Source organism: Ruegeria sp. N11, from assembly GCF_056531525.1.
The window spans coordinates 158,412-174,326 of record NZ_JBQFLX010000008.1 but is presented as its reverse complement, the minus strand read 5'-3'; the positions used below and the strand labels follow the sequence as shown (position 1 = coordinate 174,326).

Below are 15,915 nucleotides of genomic sequence, written 5' to 3'. Positions count from 1 at the left end.
TACACAGCCATAGGGCTTGTTTACAAAAGCCATTTTCTCAGCAATTGATGAGTAAAACTTACATTAGGGAAATTCGTGACCGCCTCTCTTCCCGCCCTTCGCGCCTTCGATGCAGCCGCCCGCCAGGGCAGTTTTCGAATTGCGGCTGAGAAACTGTCAGTCACACCCACGGCGATCAGCCATCATAATCGAGGGCTGGAAGAGCAGCTGGGCGTCAAGCTGTTTGAACGGGCCGGGCGCGAGGTCGCGTTGACCGAAGATGGCAGGCGTCTGGCGGCAGCAACGGCTCAGGCATTTGAAATTCTGGATGACGCGGTGCGTTCGGTTCGCCGCGGCTCCCGCAAGGTGGTCCGACTTGCTGCGGGGCCGATTTTCACTGCCCGCTGGCTGATGCCCCGGATCGGTGATTTTTGGGACGACCACCCCGAGATCGAGCTGGAGGTGGTTCCTTCTTATCAACCCGGCACGCTGAACCGGGCAAACATCGACATCGTGATCCGCTGGGAACGAATGGCCGAGATGCCCGAAACCGCGATCAAGCTGATCGAGCTCGCCCCCGTTGCCATAGCGTCGGAGGCATTTGTCCTGAAGCACGGCCCGGTGAATGAGCCCCAAGACCTGTTGCAGCTTCCCCTGTTACATCAAAGGAACCACTGGGGTTGGCTCGATTGGTTCCGGGCGATGAATGTCACGGTCGATGGCCCTTTGCGTGGTCCGATCTTTGAAGATGCCAATGTTCTGCTGCGGGGTGCCGCAGAAGGGCAGGGCGCGATTGTCGGCTGGCTGCCCTTGATCGATCAGGATCTGGCCGAAGGTCGCGTCGTGCGTCTGTTTGATGAAAGCATCACACCCACTCATGGTTACTTCGTCGAGAGCACGGGACCTGGCCGATCGCGACGCGAGCCGCGAGCCGCGATTGAATGGCTGCAGGTTCAAAGCCTGGGCTCGCAGGCTGATCTGCCCTGATCCCGCCAGTTGATAGGCATCCTTCATGCCAGTGAAGCGTGAAGGGCGAATTTGGTTGAAATTGTTTCGACATCACCCTAATCACGGCCTCACCTCGGGGTGCGCGGAATGCCGCGCTGAGACGCCCATAGCGAACCCGTTGAACCTGAACCGGCTAGAACCGGCGGAGGGAAAGGTGACGGTTTCATCCATCCTTGCCCTCTCGCCGCAATGGAGGATGACATGAAACATCTGCTGATTGCTGCGGGAATTCTGAGCGCGACTTCGGCTATCGCCGCCGACAAACCTCAGTTGACCGTTTATACTTATGACAGCTTCGTCTCGGATTGGGGTCCGGGTCCACAGGTCAAGGAAGCATTCGAAGCGGTCTGCGACTGCGAACTGAACCTTGTTGGTGTGGAAGACGGTGCCGCCCTGCTGTCGCGCATCCGTCTGGAAGGTGAAAACTCGGATGCAGACGTCGTCTTGGGTCTGGACACCAACCTGATTGCGGCAGCAAAGGAAACCGGCCTGTTTGCGCCCAGTTCGGTCAGCGCCGAATACACTTTGCCCGTAGAATGGAACGATGACGTATTCGCGCCTTACGACTGGGGGTATTTCGCGTTTGTCCATAATGCCGACGCACCAGCACCGGCCAGTTTCCGTGAGCTGGCCGACGGTGATACCAAAATCATCATTCAGGATCCGCGTTCATCCACGCCAGGGCTAGGCCTGTTGCTGTGGGTCAAAGCCGCCTATGGCGACGAAGCCCCCGAAATCTGGGCAGGACTGGCCGACAATATCGTGACCGTCACCAAGGGCTGGTCCGAGGCGTATGGACTGTTTCTTGAGGGTGAGGCTGACATGGTTCTCAGTTACACCACATCACCTGCCTATCACCTGATCGCTGAAGAAGATGCAAGCAAGGCGGCGGCCGCATTTGACGAAGGTCACTATATGCAGGTCGAAGTAGCCGGAAAACTGGCCGGAACCGATCAGCCTGAACTGGCGGACCAGTTTTTGCAGTTCATGGTTTCGGATGCCTTCCAGCAGATCATCCCGACAACAAACTGGATGTATCCGGCGGTAACGCCTGCGGCGGGCCTGCCCGAAGGGTTTGATACACTGACCGTACCGGAAAAATCTTTGCTGCTGGATTCTGATCAGGCGGCAGCTGTGCGGGACGAGGCGTTGGCGGAATGGCTGGGCGCGCTCAGCCAGTAAATCCGACGCCGGGTATTGGCGCGGCGACACTGGTTGCCGTGCTTATTCTTGGTACGCTCGCCGCAGTTGCCCTGCGCGCCGATTCCGCAAGTGGGTTCGGACCGGCCGATTGGTCAGCCCTTCGGTTCACGCTGGTTCAGGCGGTGTTGTCCGCCATTTTCAGTGCAGGGCTTGCCGTTCCTGTCGCCCGCGCGCTGGCCCGGCGGCGTTTTCGCGGGCGGGCGGTTCTGATCGCGCTGCTGGGGGCGCCGTTCATTCTGCCGGTCATCGTCGCCATCATCGGCTTGCTGCAGGTTTTCGGCCGAGCGGGCTGGATTTCAGACGTTCTAGCGGTTTTTGGGCTACCGCCGATCCGCATCTACGGGCTGCATGGCGTGGTTCTGGCGCATGTCTTTTTCAATCTCCCCTTGGCCACGCGCCTGATCTTGCAGGGGTGGCAGGAGGTCCCGTCCGAAAGGTTTCGATTGGCCGCCCAGTTGGGTTGCAACGGATGGGCCATGTTCCGGCTGATCGAAATGCCTATGCTGGCGCGTATCCTGCCCGGTGTTCTGGCCGTTGTTTTTGCCATTTGCCTGACCAGTTTTGCCGTTGCCCTGACTTTGGGTGGTGGACCACGCGCGACCACGATAGAACTCGCTATTTACCAGGCCTTTACCTATGATTTCAATTTGGGTCGCGCCGCGCTTCTGTCCGGGGTGCAACTGGTTCTGACCGCGGTGGCGGCCCTGGCAGCGCTCAGGTTTTCCAGGGGTGACGGGTTTGGCGCCGGGCTGGATCGTTCGATCCGACGCTGGGATGAAGGGACGCGGGTGTCTGATGCCTTCTGGATCAGCGCAGCGGCGGCCTTTCTCCTGCTGCCGTTGACCTCGGTCGTGATCTCCGGACTTTCGGGAATGTTCGAGATACCGGTGCTGGTGTACCGGGCGGCCTTGATATCCGTTTTGGTCGCGGCAGCCAGCACCGTCGTTCTGCTGCTTCTGGCCCTGCCGATGGCGATGACGGTTGCAACCGGGCGATACGGGATCGTTGAACTCTGCGGTATTCTTGGATTGGCGGCGTCACCTCTGGTCATCGGCACCGGGCTGTTCATCCTGATTCGCCCACTTGCCAACCCTACTGTTCTGGCCCTGCCTGTAACGGCTCTGGTGAATGCCGTCATGGCGTTGCCCTTTGCCCTGAGGATACTTGTTCCATCGACGCGCGAGATTATTGCGCAATACGGTCGTCTGGCACTGTCACTGAATATGAGCAGATGGAGTTTTGTGACACGCATTCTGCTGCCCCGCCTGCGACCGCAAATCGGATTTGCCGCGGGTCTGGCGGCGGCACTCTCCATGGGGGATCTGGGGGTCATCGCACTATTTGCCGATGCACAAATTGCCACGCTTCCGCTTCAGATTTACCGCCTGATGGGTGCCTATCAGATGGAGGCAGCGGCCGGTGGCGCCCTGTTGCTGCTGGCGTTTTCGATGGGGGCATTCTGGCTTTTGGATCGAGGAGGGCGCTGGCATGCTGAAGCTTGATGGCTGTGCGATTTCAAATGGCGATTTCGTATTACGCGCGAACCTGCAAATCGAAACCGGATCACGGGTTGCGATCATTGGTCCTTCCGGTGCGGGAAAGTCGACCCTTTTAGAAGCGATTGCTGGGTTTCGCGATCTGGCCGCGGGGCAAATTTACTGGCGCGGCAGCGATATTACCGGATTACCGCCGAGGCAGCGCCCGCTGGCGATGCTGTTTCAGGATGGGAACCTGTTTCCTCATCTGACCGCTGGCCAGAACATCGCCCTGGGTTTGCATCCGAACGGCCGGTTGTCAGCCGATGAGCGGGCACAGGTGCATTCCGCGCTGGATCGTGTTGGTTTGCCCGATATGGCGGACCGGCGACCGGCACAATTGTCGGGCGGTCAACAAAGCCGTGTTGCCCTTGCCCGCGTGCTGGTACAACAGCGGCCTTTGCTGTTGCTGGACGAGCCGTTTGCCGCTCTGGGACCGGCGCTCAAGGCGGAAATGCTGGATCTTGTCTCTGCCCTGACGACCGAGGCCGGAACGACAATGATGATGGTCAGCCATGATCCACAGGATGCAAGACGGATCGCAAGTCATTCGGTTCTGGTGGCGGATGGGCTAGCGCACCCGGTCACCGAGACATCCACACTTTTTGATAACCCGCCGCCTGCGCTGCGAGACTATCTTGGGTGACACGTCCGCCGTCAGTTGGCCCCGGCGACCAGATTCCACAGGAACAGATCCAAGGAGCGTGAAATCTTGTTGCGGTCAAAATTATCCGAAAAACTTCGCACAAGGATTGAATCGTGACCCTTGTGGATCTCGATCGTGAGCTGCTGCAGAAACGCCAAGGCGAGTTGGTCCGAACTGTTCATCTGATCTGACAAGTGGACGAAAATGCCATAGCGCTCTTCGGAATAGACCTGAGCGTCCGCGCGGGCCTGACAGTCCGGGTTTCTTTCAATGTAGGACTTCAATGCCAGCGTCACGATCTCAAGATCGCCAACCGAGTAATAGATTTGCCCGTCGCACAGCGCTTGCGCCAGTTTTTCATGGTTTGGGTAACTGCGGACAACATAGGCAGCGTCAGGATCTGTATCGGCCGCATCGGCGCTGACATATTTAGCAAGCGAACCCACATCCCACGTCAACCCAGCCACGGCATCCGGGCAATCGGTCAGGCGTTTTTTCTCATCGTCGCTGAGAACAACCTTGTCTACATCCGGATGCATTCTGACGATTTCCGAGAATGTCTCGCCGAAACCGTATTTTTCTGCAATCAGCCTAATAGAACGCGGTGCCGTGGTGCCTTCCACGATCCCTGCGACCGGGCCGATACAGGGCCAGTGACCAGCCCACTGGTCACGCGTCGTCTCCGCCCTTCCGACACCAGACAGATAGACCGGCGGGGAAACAAGCACGCCGGGATAGGACAAACGCTCTTGGGTAATGGTGGCCGGATCGCAGAGAATGTTGATTTTGCCGCTTTGCAGGTCGGTGAACCGGTCCCGCGCCTCGATAGCCTTCCATTCGACGGTGAAATCGCGGGACTTCTGCAGTTCTTCAAGGACCGTGGCGCAGATATTGACCATGTAGCCAGTGAACACCTCACCCGACGCAAGAGGCGGCGTATCGCTGGTCAAACGTCCTTCGCGATCACGCACCGCGAGATACGAAAAAGGCGGGGCGTCCGTTCGCACCCCAACGATCAGATCCGCTTCGGCCGTGACAGAAGAGGCAGTGCCTTGCCAGGTCAAAGCCGCCAAGGCGAACGCCAAAACAGCAGGGCGTGTCATGAGCGACCATCCGATCTCTGGGGCTCGCGGATGCGGGTGCCGACAACTGACAGGATTTTCTTCATCGACCCGGTTTCAGCCAGTTCGGCGGCGATTGCGTAAAAGACCAGGAAAATGGAATAGGGAAGCGTTACCATGATTGCGATGTCCAGCAGGCCAAGACCCGTCGCCGGGGGGACTATATTGAACAGGCTTGCGGCCAGATTTGCCACCATCAGAAGGAATGCCGATACCACCAGGGCGATACCGACCGTCACGAACCAGCGCATCCGGTCATGCTGATCCGCAAGGAACAACAGGGCGCAGGCCGTCACGTAAGACAGCAAAAAGATACGCGGCAACTGTTCGATTTCATCCTTCAGGAAATTCAGGCCTGTTGTGATCATAGCGCTGCCGTCACCGTCCAGCGCGTGTCGAACGACACCATCCGCGCCGATGCAGGTTATCGCACCATAGAGAACCGTGGCCAGGAAGGCGGGCCAGAAAGCAAGCTTGGCATAGTCCCAGAACGGAATCTGTATATCGTCACTGCGGGGCCAGCTGCCCTGATCCATCCTGAGATGCCGCAGCAGTATGGTAAGAAACGCCAGCAGGATAAGTGACGGGATCAGGGGGATCAGCATGGCGGCGCAGATTTCGCGCAATTCGGTCGCATCGCTTACGTTGCTGCTGAACATGGCCACCTGTTCAACCAGGACATAGCTGAAAACCGCCCCGAAAATACTTGCAAGCGTGATGTCGTGCAGGGATTGCGCGGTGTCTTCACCAGTCACTTTTTCGATGATCTGTGCCGTTGGCGTGTTCATCAGCGCTTCGGGCACTTTGCGCGACCTGATCGAATAAAGCGCAAACAGACACTGCATCGAGTCCGCCAGCTTTGCGGTTTCATCCTGCAGGCTCTGCAAGGTGTCTTTTTCCAGCTTGAAGTTGGCAATGCGGCCAAGAATGCTGGCGTACCGTGATCGCAGGTCGTCGATCCGCGCCAGAGGGGTTTCTTCGTTGAACAATTGCCGGAAGGCCGAGCTTTGCGGCCCGATGATTGGCGGTTGCAGCAAATCGATACAGCGCAACGAGCTTTCGATGCTTTGCACCATTCCATCCATGATCGGGTCAACCTTGCTTGCCGCGATCTTCTCGCGAAAAGCTTTCCACAGCGGCAGGGTCTCGCCATCCCCATAGCTGCCGTAATTCAGATCTTCGAGAGATTGCAGCACCCGAAAAATGTTTCTGGGCACACCGGCAAAGAAATAGGCGATGGCGCGGATTTTGCGCTCGATGACCTGAAAGGTGGGCGAAGCGGCCCCAAAGGTGATGGCGATGGCCAGCCAGAACGGCAGAGTACGCGGATCAACGGCAGGCCCCGTACCAGCCTCGGGGTTAACGATGGATCGGGCCACAACGTTGGACCCGCCTGTCGCAGCCGTCGCTTCCTTGCTGCCCATCACAAAGGTCGCGATCAGTTCCGGCGACATCAGCATCACGAAGTAGATGCCGACAAAAAACACCATATATATCGCCAGACCACGCCGGTTTTCGGCCTTGGTGGTCAGTGCCGACATTCGGACGTTTTCAAGCTCTTTACGAGATGCCTGGTTGTTGGATTTCAGATTGTCCACGGCGTCAGAGGTTGTGTATTCCTTGTACGCCTCGAACAGCAGTATCAGCCCACCCAGACCGATGGCCCAAACAGCATAGTTGCCCATGTTTTCGGTTCCCCGACTCTGTTGCGTCAATCAAAGAGTTTCGCGTAACCGCACTACCAGCCGCATTTTTCATATTTGGGATTGCAGGAAGTATTGGCGTAGGCCGCAGACTCTTTGATCACCGCGTTCGCGGCAACCAATATCAAAATGATAACAACAAGATACCGCATCAGTCACTCCATAAAAAAACTAAAAAACGGCTGCGCCGATCAAATGTTCATACTAAATATCTAAAAACATAACATAAAACTTGCAATTACGCAACCTGAGGGGGAGCGTTCCGCCTGATTACACCGATGCCGTCTCAAGCCGCTATGGTTGTCCGCGTTCAATGGCACAGGTTGTGGAAGTGCCAAAAAAGCTATCCAGGTAGCCGGGTGGCGAATCCGGCGTGATCCCATATGGCCATAAAAATGGTCAGGAAGTACCCGGAAACCAAACAATATCAACTGCCTTGGCCGGGCGCAGGCTTCCACTGAAAACCCACGCGAATAATCCCATGATCCGTGGTTCCGCTTTCTTTATGATCGTCATGGTTCAGGTGATCATTCTGCACCAGCATCTCGTCAAAGGCCCAAAGGCGCTTCTTCGAATTGTCGTAGAATTCCTGACTGAACATGATGTGGTCCAAGCTTTCGCGCTGTCCTTTGAACACATGCGTGTAATATACGTCGCGCGTCGAACGGTATTCCTGCATGGTTTGCGCGGTATAAAGCGCGTTGTCGGCTCCTCCCGAAGACAGAGGCGACAGGTAGGTTGGCTGTTCTGACAGAATATTGAGCGTGTTGCTTTCCTTGCCGTCATTCATGTCGCCGATCAGAACCACAGGGGTATCCGTTTTCTTTGTCAGGTTGGTTATGATCACGCGCAAAGCGGCCGCTTCGGCGGTCCTGCGCACGGTCGAGATAGCATAGCCCAGTGACGTGATATGCGGGCCGTGAACCTCCCGGTCGTACCAACCCCGCTCGCGCCAGATCTGGGCCGGGCGGCGGGATTTGAAATGGCAGACGAACACATGAATAACCGGTGTCCGAGGATCGGGGCGGACCTGAAAATGCATGACAGGGCGGGAAAAGCCATCCAGCGCCACGGAAATATCAGGTTGCTGCGGATCATCTCCTGTCGACTGCAAAACGCATTCCTCGGGAAAATCTTCGATCCATTCTGGTTGATCCACCAGAATGTCCGAACGCACAGCGGCGGCGCATACGATCTTCTTGTCATTGTGATCCTCGGGTACCAACAGTGTATGGGTTCCCGTCAAGGACGAGTTGTCCAGCGCCGCTTGCAGCGCGTCCTCGGCCCAAAGCTCCTGCACGCCGACCACGTCCGCATCAATTCTGCTCAGCGCCTTCGCGGTGAACGCTATCTTCTTTTCATAGGTGGCCTGATCCCATCCATCTGAGTCGCCATAGATGGCCTGACCAGGCAGGTGAAGGTTCAACAAATTGAAACTGGCAAATGAAATATCTCGCGCGGTCATTATTCCCTCCAAGGTATTTAGATAGAAATTTCTTTGGAACAGATCCCTCTCGAATACTCTTATTCCCGGGCAGTCGGGTCCTGGTGTCAACTCTGCGGCCAGCTGTCCGAAATTCGCAGGCTTCGGGTCAGTTGCACGGTTACATAGTATCAGAAGTTCTCCAATATTTTGCCAGAAACGCTTTTCTGTGGCAGATTTTATGAATTGGTTAAAAGGAGTTCACAGGATGGCTTTGTTTTTCTCCCGGCGCACTTATAACGCTTCAAAAAAGAAGTTCACGATAAAACCTGCCGCGAAAACCCGGTACGTCTCGATCTCACATACAAGTTCCGACGGGCGTATCCGGAAAGGAGGCATCATCAAGCAAAAGAAGTGGCTTGAGATGGTGCAGAAGGCAGGAGGTGACAAAGACGTCCTGATTTACGTTCACGGTTTCAACACGTCGCAGAAGGAAATGCTGGACCGGCTGGCCAAGATCGAAAAGGGTGTGAGATCAAAAGGATATAAGGGCGCGGTCGTTGCGTTCGACTGGCCAAGCGACGGTTCTGTTCTCAGCTATGACAAGGATCGTTCCGACGCCAAGGCAGTGGCCCCTCATCTTGTGGGCGACGGAATATTGCCGTTGCTGGCCATGTCGCCGCGCCCAAAGGTTCATCTTATCGCGCATTCCATGGGGGCATTTGTTGTTTTGCGCGCCTTCTCCGATTTTGGTGACTCAGCGGGTTCTGGAAGCGGCAACTGGGGCGTCGATCAGGTCATGTTTGCATCGGCCGATGTGGATTCCGCCTGGCTCGAGAAAGGCGCGTGGGGGGGGCTGGTGCTTGGCAATCGCAGTAAACGCTTCACGAATTACTATAGCGGTCGGGACAAGGTGCTGGCGCTGGCCGGCGGGTTGGTCCACGGCGGACGCGACCGCGCAGGCCACGTCGGGATGCCAACGCTAACCACCAAAGGCCATTGGGATATCTACTGCAATGAACAATACAAGCGAGACGTTCCGAAGCCAAAACGAACCAAAGTCTATTCCCATCGCTGGTGGTTCGACAGTAAGGGGTTTTTCAAAGACCTCACCCTGACTATTGGTGGCAAGGACGCCAAGTCCATGGCCACGCGCAAAAAAACCACCGGCCATGACCTGGCGTTACTGGCTTGAGTAAGACCTAACCAGATCTATCGAAGAAAAATTCAAAAGGGGCTAAGGGTTTTATTGGTCGGAGTGAGAGGATTCGAACCTCCGACCCCTGCCTCCCGAAGGCAGTGCACGGGCGGCTGTTTGTCTGACGCTGACATACACTGCACGTCTTTTTCACACACACTGCACGGCGCGAGAACGTCCATGTTGTCAGTGGCTTGAGTGTCGCATGCCATACCATGAAGTGCAACACGCGACATGTTCAGCAGTGCACGTGACATGCAAGGCAAACACACGGTGTGATGGGCCAAACATGGTCAGAGTTGCAGCGTAGTGCAGCGAAAGTGCAGCGGCGGCCAGTGGAGTACCAGACCGACCAGAAAAGCAGAGCGCTACAACTCCCCCGCCCAAATCCAAAACCGAGTTCCGTGAGCGACAGCTCTGCCTGGGGGATGTCGGTCGTACCCCCCCCAGTGGCAAAGCGCAAAGAGAGTGCTCAAAGTGCGCTCGAATGGCAGTTTCTCGCAACAACTTGGCGCGATCTCCAAAGAAACGTCAGGTTGAAACCCACATCTGTGTTTCGAGGATCAAAGTTGAGCTGAGTTGGAAAGTGCTCGGCAATTTGGTTGTTCAAAAGTGCTGTGTTTGCGGGTGCCAGGATTGATGATGCCGGGTTTCAAAGTAATGCCTCGCTTCTCCTGAACGCCCCCAAAAAAAAGAAGTGGAGTCTTTGAAATGACAAGTGCAATTCTTCCATTTGTGATCATACTTGCGATACCGCTGATGATTGGGTTTGTTTTCCGAGACCTTCAAGCGAAGTGGGTGGGGTTTGTTTTTGCAGGCCTTGTTGCCGCCTCGAGCGCAGGCAATCATTTTGTCCTCAGGTCCCTTGAATACACTGCTACACGCGGAAGCGTTCCAACGGACGAATGGTTGATCGGAATGATCTTGGCCGCTGGCTTCTGGGGTGGTGTAGCTTTCGGGATTACAAAACTGGGTAGTAAACTTCGGTACGCTCAGGACAAAAGGCACGGTTTGATCGCCGAAGATCACAGTGGTGCTTCTGTGCAATCTGATTGCAATCAAGAATACCTCGCCTCGCAAGAGAAAGTGATGAGCGATCCAGCTTACAAATACGTCCCGATGCCCAAGAAACCCAAAGTTCGAACAGAGCAAAAGAAGCCGCAAAAGCTGTCAGATGCGGAAATTGAGCGTCAAAAGCGAGACCCCGCCTACAAACACGTGCCGAAGCCACGAGGAGTGTGATGATGGTACGATCCACTTCGGTGTTCGTCAGTGTTGCGATTGCTTTGGCAGTTGCAACCGCGCAGCCCGCATCCGCAAACTGGGTTTCGAAGCTCGCAAACAAGCTTGCAAATGAAGCCGTAGAGAACGTTCCGAATGCAGCCGGTCACGCAGGGCGCGCAGTTGGTAGACATTCCGGTCAAATTCAAGATGAGCATGGCAAAACGGATGCTGAAATTCACAACAGTGGTCTGGTTTCACAGTATGTCAGCGAAGAACATGGTTTCCGCTTCAATTTCCCGAGCAACTGGAAAATTGTGAGTGCGGGCGTGCCGGGTACTGAAGTCATGCTCGTGTCTGGCAGTGCATCTGGTTTGAGTTGCAACGTAGTTTTGCAGTACATTCCCGCTCTGGAAGGCATGCATCGAAACGAGCTGGACGACGTGATCTCGAAAGAGGCATACTCCGCCGAATACTGGTCCGAATTCTTCGCAATGTACGAAAATGTAAACATCAAAGAACATGATTTGGGCATGATGGCAGGCAGCAAAGCGCAATACGCTTTGGCTGATGTCGTTTACAATTCATTTGAAAAGCTCGAGCGACTTACAATTCTGCAGGCCGTCACCTACCAATCAGGTAAGGCCACATGGATTGGCTGCTCTGCGCGTTCAGATTACTGGGAGGGAGTGTCAGACATCGCTCTACTTCCAATTCGTACATTCTCTGTCGAGTGATGTTCGGTCAAAGGCTGCGTAAGCAATTGCGATGAACGCATACAACAGTATGTGCGGTATTCTGCTGGCTGGATTGGCGCAACGATTCGCAAAGAGATTTGATTGTTGCTTGTGTCTGCAAAGTACCACTTCAACACTTCCTTTGAGCGATACTTTTCCGCACAGAACCACACGTGTGCACACCCTTGTTTCGTAGGTTCAAACCAGCACACGCGACAGTAGTGAAACCTGCGATGCTCTCCCTCGAAGCGCTGCTCTGAGGCCAGTTGGTGGTGAGAGCAGCCCTTACAGTGGCGCTTTACGACTTGAACTGCACGCATGAAGTCTTTGACCCACTTTGGCTGTAGTTGCGCAGTAGGATCGTCCAGTTCGTGCAAGATGACAGGGCGCAAGCGCGAGGGGATTGGTTTCCGGCAAGCGTTCCGCGCGCGCACTTCAGTTCTTGCGACGTGTATGACAGTTTACGGGAGTAACTTGTTCGGAAAGATAACAACATGCGTTTCACGTTGTGTATGGCTGTTCTCGTTGTCACGGCTTTGTGGCACCGGCCTGCAGCCGCACAAGATGATGCACAGATGCAAGTCTTTGTAGATGCGATGACTGAGTGCGCTGTTCTTGCGAACGTCCAGTACGTGCTTTCACAAGCTGCTGTGCGCTCGAGCGATCTCGCGGATGTGAACGATCAAACGTGGGGTTTGAACAGAGTGTGGGCGCATGATCAAGAAGTCGACCAGTTCAAGCTTGCTGCGTGGACAGCTCTTGCATCAGACCCGAGCACAAGTCGCGCTGCGCGCGCACTCGTTGCTCGTAACGTGCACCAACGAACTGAACAGGTCCTGCATCAGGAGTTTGGCGAACGCAAAGGACCGAAAGACTACTTTGATGCACGGGAAAGTTATGTACTCTTTGAACTCAGAAACATGGATCAGATCGAAGAGTGCGAAGTCATGCGTCAGGCTTGGGAGTGACGCTCAAAACCGTCACCGCGAAGATGTTCGTACTGTATGAGTTCTCCGTTGTTGACAACCGCTTGAGCAGTGCGACGTAGCCGATGACCGATCACTGAAAACATCGGGTGTAGCACCATCGCGCCTTGCTTTGTGCGTCTTAGCAAACCGGAACTGATCAACTCGTTCGCGCCTTCACGTGCTGACCACTCCGACAAGCCCGCTTCATCAGCCGCCGCACGCAGGACCGGACTGTCGTCGTCGATGTGTTCTTCGCGCGACACCCACCGTATCATCGCCATCAGCATCGCTTGCCCGTGCCGCGACAAGCCGTGGAAAGCGCGCAGTGCCGCTGAGTTCGACAGTTCGACTTGCACATCAGGAACGGTCAGCGCTTGGGAAACTTGGTGGCGCGTGTCCATGCTGCTGCGTGTGAGCGACTTGTCGTTCATCGGCATGCTCCCACCTTGACTGCATCATGCACTGGATCATCAGCAGATGCGTCGAATACACTGCCCAGAGCATCGACTTTCTGTGCGTCGTTGATGTCCGCTCGACCGAGCACGTGCCGCGCCTCAGCCAACAGTGCTTGCTGTCTGTCAACGTTAGCTTGCATCTTGTCGATCACAGATACCATCGTTTCGAACTGCACCTCCTTCTTTGCCATCTCGTCGGCGTGTATCTGTTCCTGAACTTCAAACAACTCCGACTGTCGCGCCAACTGCTTGCCGCGTTCGCCAGCCAGTTTACGCCACGCAGCTTTGCTCTCGTCACGTTTCTTGTTCTTGGGTTTGCGCTCGCCCGTTGCCTTCACGTCATCGCGCGTGACGGTCTCGGTTCTGGCGTTTCCGTTTGGTGCGGCGCGTGCCAGAGCGGGCTTTGTGCTCGGGTACGCCTGCGCCATCACCAGATGGTTCAACAGCGCGCCGCGCGTGCCGTGCGTCTCGGTCACAACCAACAAACGCGCCGCAGCGAAGTCGTCGATGATCTGATCGAACTCGTGCTCGTTGATCTGCGTCACGTCTGAAACCAACCCCCGCAGTCGCTCGTAGTCATACGTTCTGTCATCATCGAACGAAGTGTCGAGATGCTTGCCGCGTTCACGCATGGTGTCGAGAAGCACGTCGGCATCTCGGTCGTTCAACATCGGCTCAAACTTGGACCACGAGAGGTCAGCGATGTGAGTGCATGACGTGGGTACGCGATACCAGCACTGGTCTTGCCGCAAAGGACCGTGCTCTTGTTCAGCGATCACTTCGTCTGTCGTCTCTGCAAGTCGCGCAAGCGGTATGACCTCGCTCTGGCGAAGCGGTCTTACGGCTCGCATCAGCGCTCGCAACACACGCCCATGTTCGGCTGGGAGGTGGTCTTGCAACGTGTCTACCGCGTCATCGACGAAACGTGTCTCGCTGATCAGTTTCCCGCCGATGCGTGGAACAAGTGGCACGGTGCCTGTTTCATCACGCTGCAACTCACCGCTCGCATCACGCCTCGGAACAGGATGCAAGCCGCGCACAAGGTAGTGCCCCGGTACTTCCGGTAGTGCCGTCCTGATGTCTTCGCTGAACACAACCACGTTGCTGCACGCCATGTCTTGCTTTGCATGCAGCTTCGTTTCTACGTCATCGGCTTGTGCCCAGTTGCCCAGTTCTTCTTCTCTGGGCAACTGGGCACGAGAAGATGCACTTTGCGTGCACTGTTCTGAAGCCCGCTCTTTCTGGCCTTTCAGGTTTGGTTTGTTTGTCATCACAGCTTGCTTCCCTCCTTCTTCGTCCGCTGTTTCCAGTTGGCTGGCCTCACGGGTCGCCCCTTCATGATCGCCTTGGTGCTCGCTCGTCGGTCTCTCGTCCCGGCTTCGCCGTGGCTGGCGCTGTCTTTGCAGTTGAGTTGATGTACTGAAGTGAGCCTCGCACTGTTTGTTCCACGTAGCGGATACCAGCACCGTGACGGCTCGTTTCGCGTTCCCGTGCTTTCTCAGATGTCGCCATCAACAGCACTTCGACTTGTTCGGGCGCTGATCCGTTTGTGAGTAAGAACGTTGCGACATGTGCGTCAGCCCTGCTTCGGTTTCCGCCAAACTGCGCTGTCGTCTCGTCGATCATCGCCTTCACGATGCTGACGTCACTCTCGGTGCTACCGATCTGTGGCTTGCGCTCGCCGTATGCTTCGACCTGCTCGATACGTATGCTTTGTCGCGACAAAGCCTGCTGATGCGCTTCATGGGTGAGACCTTTGTTGAAGCGCAAGCGCGGTACGTGCTCCCGACTTTGATACACCAGCACGAGCGGTGGCCTTCCATCAGGTAGAGCGCGCAACGGCTTCGGGTTGCGCGTCGTCGGTACTCTGCCATGTTGCGTTGGTTTGGCGCTGCTGGGATCACCTGCGTACTGCTCGGCCAAGACACGGCAAGCCGCAGCGTGCACATCAGGCGCTTGGTTGCGACTGGAAAGAGTGACCCATGCTTGAAAGTTGTCGGGGCTGGTTTCGACGACGACGCTTGGCCTGATGCCGTCGCACGCCATCAAGTGCAGTGCGTCGGCGCTGATGTCGTCCACGAGTACGTGCGTCAGAGGTCCATCAGGGCGGAAGAAAACGTGATGCGACTTTGCCGACATCGCTGCAAACCAGTCGGCTGAGGCGATGAACTGCTTGGGTGTAAACTGACGGCAAGCCACGACTTTGCCGCCAAGGGAGATGATGCGTATGTCGAACGTTTCGCAGGGCAGTGCATCAACCAGTTTGTGAAGCCAGATGCGACGCCGATCAGTCATCACTGCCTCTTCGGTTCGCGGTGGGCACAAGGCTGTCTTCCTGAGCGACCTTTGATCCAGACCCCTCGGCGAAGCAAAGCGCCGCCCCTGTCACCTGATGACTTTCAAGCCGTTTTGCCTGATCTCGGGTAGCCGATCGGGCCTCACAGCCATCGTTCGGACGCCGTAGTACCCTCAGCCAGGCATCGACCTCACACTGGCAGAACTGCACCCGACCTCGAAGCCGATACCAAGGAGGACAAGCGGTTGTGTCGCCGTTCCGATGGTCCATCATCATGCGGCTCAGAGTTCGAAGTGAGACCCCGATGTGATCTGCGGTTTCTTGCTTGCTGAGCGGTGACAAGTTGGCGGCTCCGATGTCTGGTGATCTGGTGCCGCCTAAGCAACGCCACTCCGACAGAGTGATGGCACGTTGCGGTCTTT

At 56.1% G+C, this 15,915-nt stretch carries 14 protein-coding genes and 1 riboswitch; of the genes, 8 read left to right on the top strand and 6 right to left on the bottom strand.

Annotation, left to right across the window (positions count from 1 at the left end; translation table 11 throughout):
* The first annotated feature begins 75 nt into the window (after positions 1 to 75).
* The 4 genes from ACR0J8_RS10745 to ACR0J8_RS10730 all read left to right on the top strand — a co-directional run bounded on the left by ACR0J8_RS10745 (position 76) and on the right by ACR0J8_RS10730 (position 4,371).
* The gene (locus tag ACR0J8_RS10745) at positions 76 to 966 is read left to right on the top strand and encodes a LysR substrate-binding domain-containing protein (protein WP_480524682.1); all 891 of its coding nucleotides are present in this window, start codon (positions 76 to 78) and stop codon (positions 964 to 966) included.
* A gap of 85 nt (positions 967 to 1,051) precedes the next feature.
* Positions 1,052 to 1,156, top strand: a riboswitch (TPP riboswitch).
* 32 nt (positions 1,157 to 1,188) lie between these two features.
* Positions 1,189 to 2,169 (top strand): thiamine ABC transporter substrate binding subunit, encoded by a 981-nt coding sequence (gene thiB / locus ACR0J8_RS10740; RefSeq protein WP_480524681.1) that lies wholly within the window; start codon positions 1,189 to 1,191, stop codon positions 2,167 to 2,169.
* The gene (locus ACR0J8_RS10735; RefSeq protein ID WP_480524679.1) at positions 2,145 to 3,692 is read left to right on the top strand and encodes an ABC transporter permease family protein; all 1,548 of its coding nucleotides are present in this window, start codon (positions 2,145 to 2,147) and stop codon (positions 3,690 to 3,692) included. Before thiB ends, ACR0J8_RS10735 begins: the two co-directional genes overlap by 25 nt.
* A complete protein-coding gene (locus ACR0J8_RS10730; RefSeq protein WP_480524678.1) occupies positions 3,679 to 4,371 on the top strand; it encodes a thiamine ABC transporter ATP-binding protein in 693 nt (230 codons plus the stop codon). Before ACR0J8_RS10735 ends, ACR0J8_RS10730 begins: the two co-directional genes overlap by 14 nt.
* A gap of 11 nt (positions 4,372 to 4,382) precedes the next feature.
* Here ACR0J8_RS10730 and ACR0J8_RS10725 read toward each other — a convergent pair whose 3' ends face one another.
* The 3 genes from ACR0J8_RS10725 to ACR0J8_RS10715 form a co-directional block, all read right to left on the bottom strand.
* Positions 4,383 to 5,474, bottom strand: coding sequence for a transporter substrate-binding domain-containing protein (locus ACR0J8_RS10725; protein WP_480890095.1), 1,092 nt, complete (start codon positions 5,472 to 5,474; stop codon positions 4,383 to 4,385).
* The gene (locus tag ACR0J8_RS10720; RefSeq protein ID WP_480524674.1) at positions 5,471 to 7,177 is read right to left on the bottom strand and encodes a hypothetical protein; all 1,707 of its coding nucleotides are present in this window, start codon (positions 7,175 to 7,177) and stop codon (positions 5,471 to 5,473) included. Before ACR0J8_RS10720 ends, ACR0J8_RS10725 begins: the two co-directional genes overlap by 4 nt.
* Positions 7,178 to 7,622: 445 nt before the next feature.
* The gene (locus ACR0J8_RS10715) at positions 7,623 to 8,660 is read right to left on the bottom strand and encodes an endonuclease/exonuclease/phosphatase family protein (RefSeq protein WP_480524672.1); all 1,038 of its coding nucleotides are present in this window, start codon (positions 8,658 to 8,660) and stop codon (positions 7,623 to 7,625) included.
* 226 nt (positions 8,661 to 8,886) lie between these two features.
* Between ACR0J8_RS10715 and ACR0J8_RS10710 the strand changes: the two genes are divergently transcribed.
* From ACR0J8_RS10710 to ACR0J8_RS10695, 4 genes are all read left to right on the top strand, one after another.
* Entirely contained in the window at positions 8,887 to 9,813 is a 927-nt protein-coding gene (locus ACR0J8_RS10710; RefSeq protein ID WP_480524670.1) for an alpha/beta hydrolase, read from the top strand.
* A gap of 714 nt (positions 9,814 to 10,527) precedes the next feature.
* The gene (locus ACR0J8_RS10705) at positions 10,528 to 11,058 is read left to right on the top strand and encodes a hypothetical protein (protein ID WP_480890091.1); all 531 of its coding nucleotides are present in this window, start codon (positions 10,528 to 10,530) and stop codon (positions 11,056 to 11,058) included.
* Positions 11,059 to 11,060: 2 nt separating this feature from the next.
* Positions 11,061 to 11,774 carry a hypothetical protein gene (locus ACR0J8_RS10700; RefSeq protein ID WP_170817000.1) on the top strand — a complete coding sequence of 238 codons (714 nt, stop codon included), beginning with the start codon at positions 11,061 to 11,063 and terminating at the stop codon, positions 11,772 to 11,774.
* 494 nt (positions 11,775 to 12,268) lie between these two features.
* Positions 12,269 to 12,742, top strand: a complete 474-nt coding sequence (locus ACR0J8_RS10695; protein WP_480890089.1) for a hypothetical protein — start codon at positions 12,269 to 12,271, stop codon at positions 12,740 to 12,742.
* On the opposite strand, the gene ACR0J8_RS10690 is transcribed toward ACR0J8_RS10695, so the two are convergent.
* The 3 genes from ACR0J8_RS10690 to ACR0J8_RS10680 form a co-directional block, all read right to left on the bottom strand.
* Positions 12,727 to 13,173, bottom strand: coding sequence for a hypothetical protein (locus ACR0J8_RS10690; protein ID WP_480890086.1), 447 nt, complete (start codon positions 13,171 to 13,173; stop codon positions 12,727 to 12,729). The two genes, ACR0J8_RS10695 and ACR0J8_RS10690, sit on opposite strands and share 16 nt — an antisense overlap.
* Positions 13,170 to 14,468, bottom strand: a complete 1,299-nt coding sequence (locus ACR0J8_RS10685; RefSeq protein WP_480890083.1) for a hypothetical protein — start codon at positions 14,466 to 14,468, stop codon at positions 13,170 to 13,172. Before ACR0J8_RS10685 ends, ACR0J8_RS10690 begins: the two co-directional genes overlap by 4 nt.
* Positions 14,469 to 14,532: 64 nt before the next feature.
* Positions 14,533 to 15,492, bottom strand: a complete 960-nt coding sequence (locus tag ACR0J8_RS10680; protein ID WP_480890080.1) for a DNA-primase RepB domain-containing protein — start codon at positions 15,490 to 15,492, stop codon at positions 14,533 to 14,535.
* Between the last annotated feature and the right edge of the window lie 423 nt (positions 15,493 to 15,915).

Bases quoted from the DNA above. Each gene is read 5' to 3' on its own strand.
- thiB (WP_480524681.1), top strand. From the start codon at position 1,189: ATGAAACATCTGCTGATTGCTGCGGGAATTCTGAGCGCGACTTCGGCT.
- ACR0J8_RS10735 (WP_480524679.1), top strand. From the start codon at position 2,145: ATGGCTGGGCGCGCTCAGCCAGTAAATCCGACGCCGGGTATTGGCGCG.
- ACR0J8_RS10730 (WP_480524678.1), top strand. From the start codon at position 3,679: ATGCTGAAGCTTGATGGCTGTGCGATTTCAAATGGCGATTTCGTATTA.
- ACR0J8_RS10725 (WP_480890095.1), bottom strand. From the start codon at position 5,474: ATGACACGCCCTGCTGTTTTGGCGTTCGCCTTGGCGGCTTTGACCTGG.
- ACR0J8_RS10720 (WP_480524674.1), bottom strand. From the start codon at position 7,177: ATGGGCAACTATGCTGTTTGGGCCATCGGTCTGGGTGGGCTGATACTG.
- ACR0J8_RS10715 (WP_480524672.1), bottom strand. From the start codon at position 8,660: ATGACCGCGCGAGATATTTCATTTGCCAGTTTCAATTTGTTGAACCTT.
- ACR0J8_RS10710 (WP_480524670.1), top strand. From the start codon at position 8,887: ATGGCTTTGTTTTTCTCCCGGCGCACTTATAACGCTTCAAAAAAGAAG.
- ACR0J8_RS10705 (WP_480890091.1), top strand. From the start codon at position 10,528: ATGACAAGTGCAATTCTTCCATTTGTGATCATACTTGCGATACCGCTG.
- ACR0J8_RS10700 (WP_170817000.1), top strand. From the start codon at position 11,061: ATGGTACGATCCACTTCGGTGTTCGTCAGTGTTGCGATTGCTTTGGCA.
- ACR0J8_RS10695 (WP_480890089.1), top strand. From the start codon at position 12,269: ATGCGTTTCACGTTGTGTATGGCTGTTCTCGTTGTCACGGCTTTGTGG.
- ACR0J8_RS10690 (WP_480890086.1), bottom strand. From the start codon at position 13,173: ATGAACGACAAGTCGCTCACACGCAGCAGCATGGACACGCGCCACCAA.
- ACR0J8_RS10685 (WP_480890083.1), bottom strand. From the start codon at position 14,468: ATGACAAACAAACCAAACCTGAAAGGCCAGAAAGAGCGGGCTTCAGAA.
- ACR0J8_RS10680 (WP_480890080.1), bottom strand. From the start codon at position 15,492: ATGACTGATCGGCGTCGCATCTGGCTTCACAAACTGGTTGATGCACTG.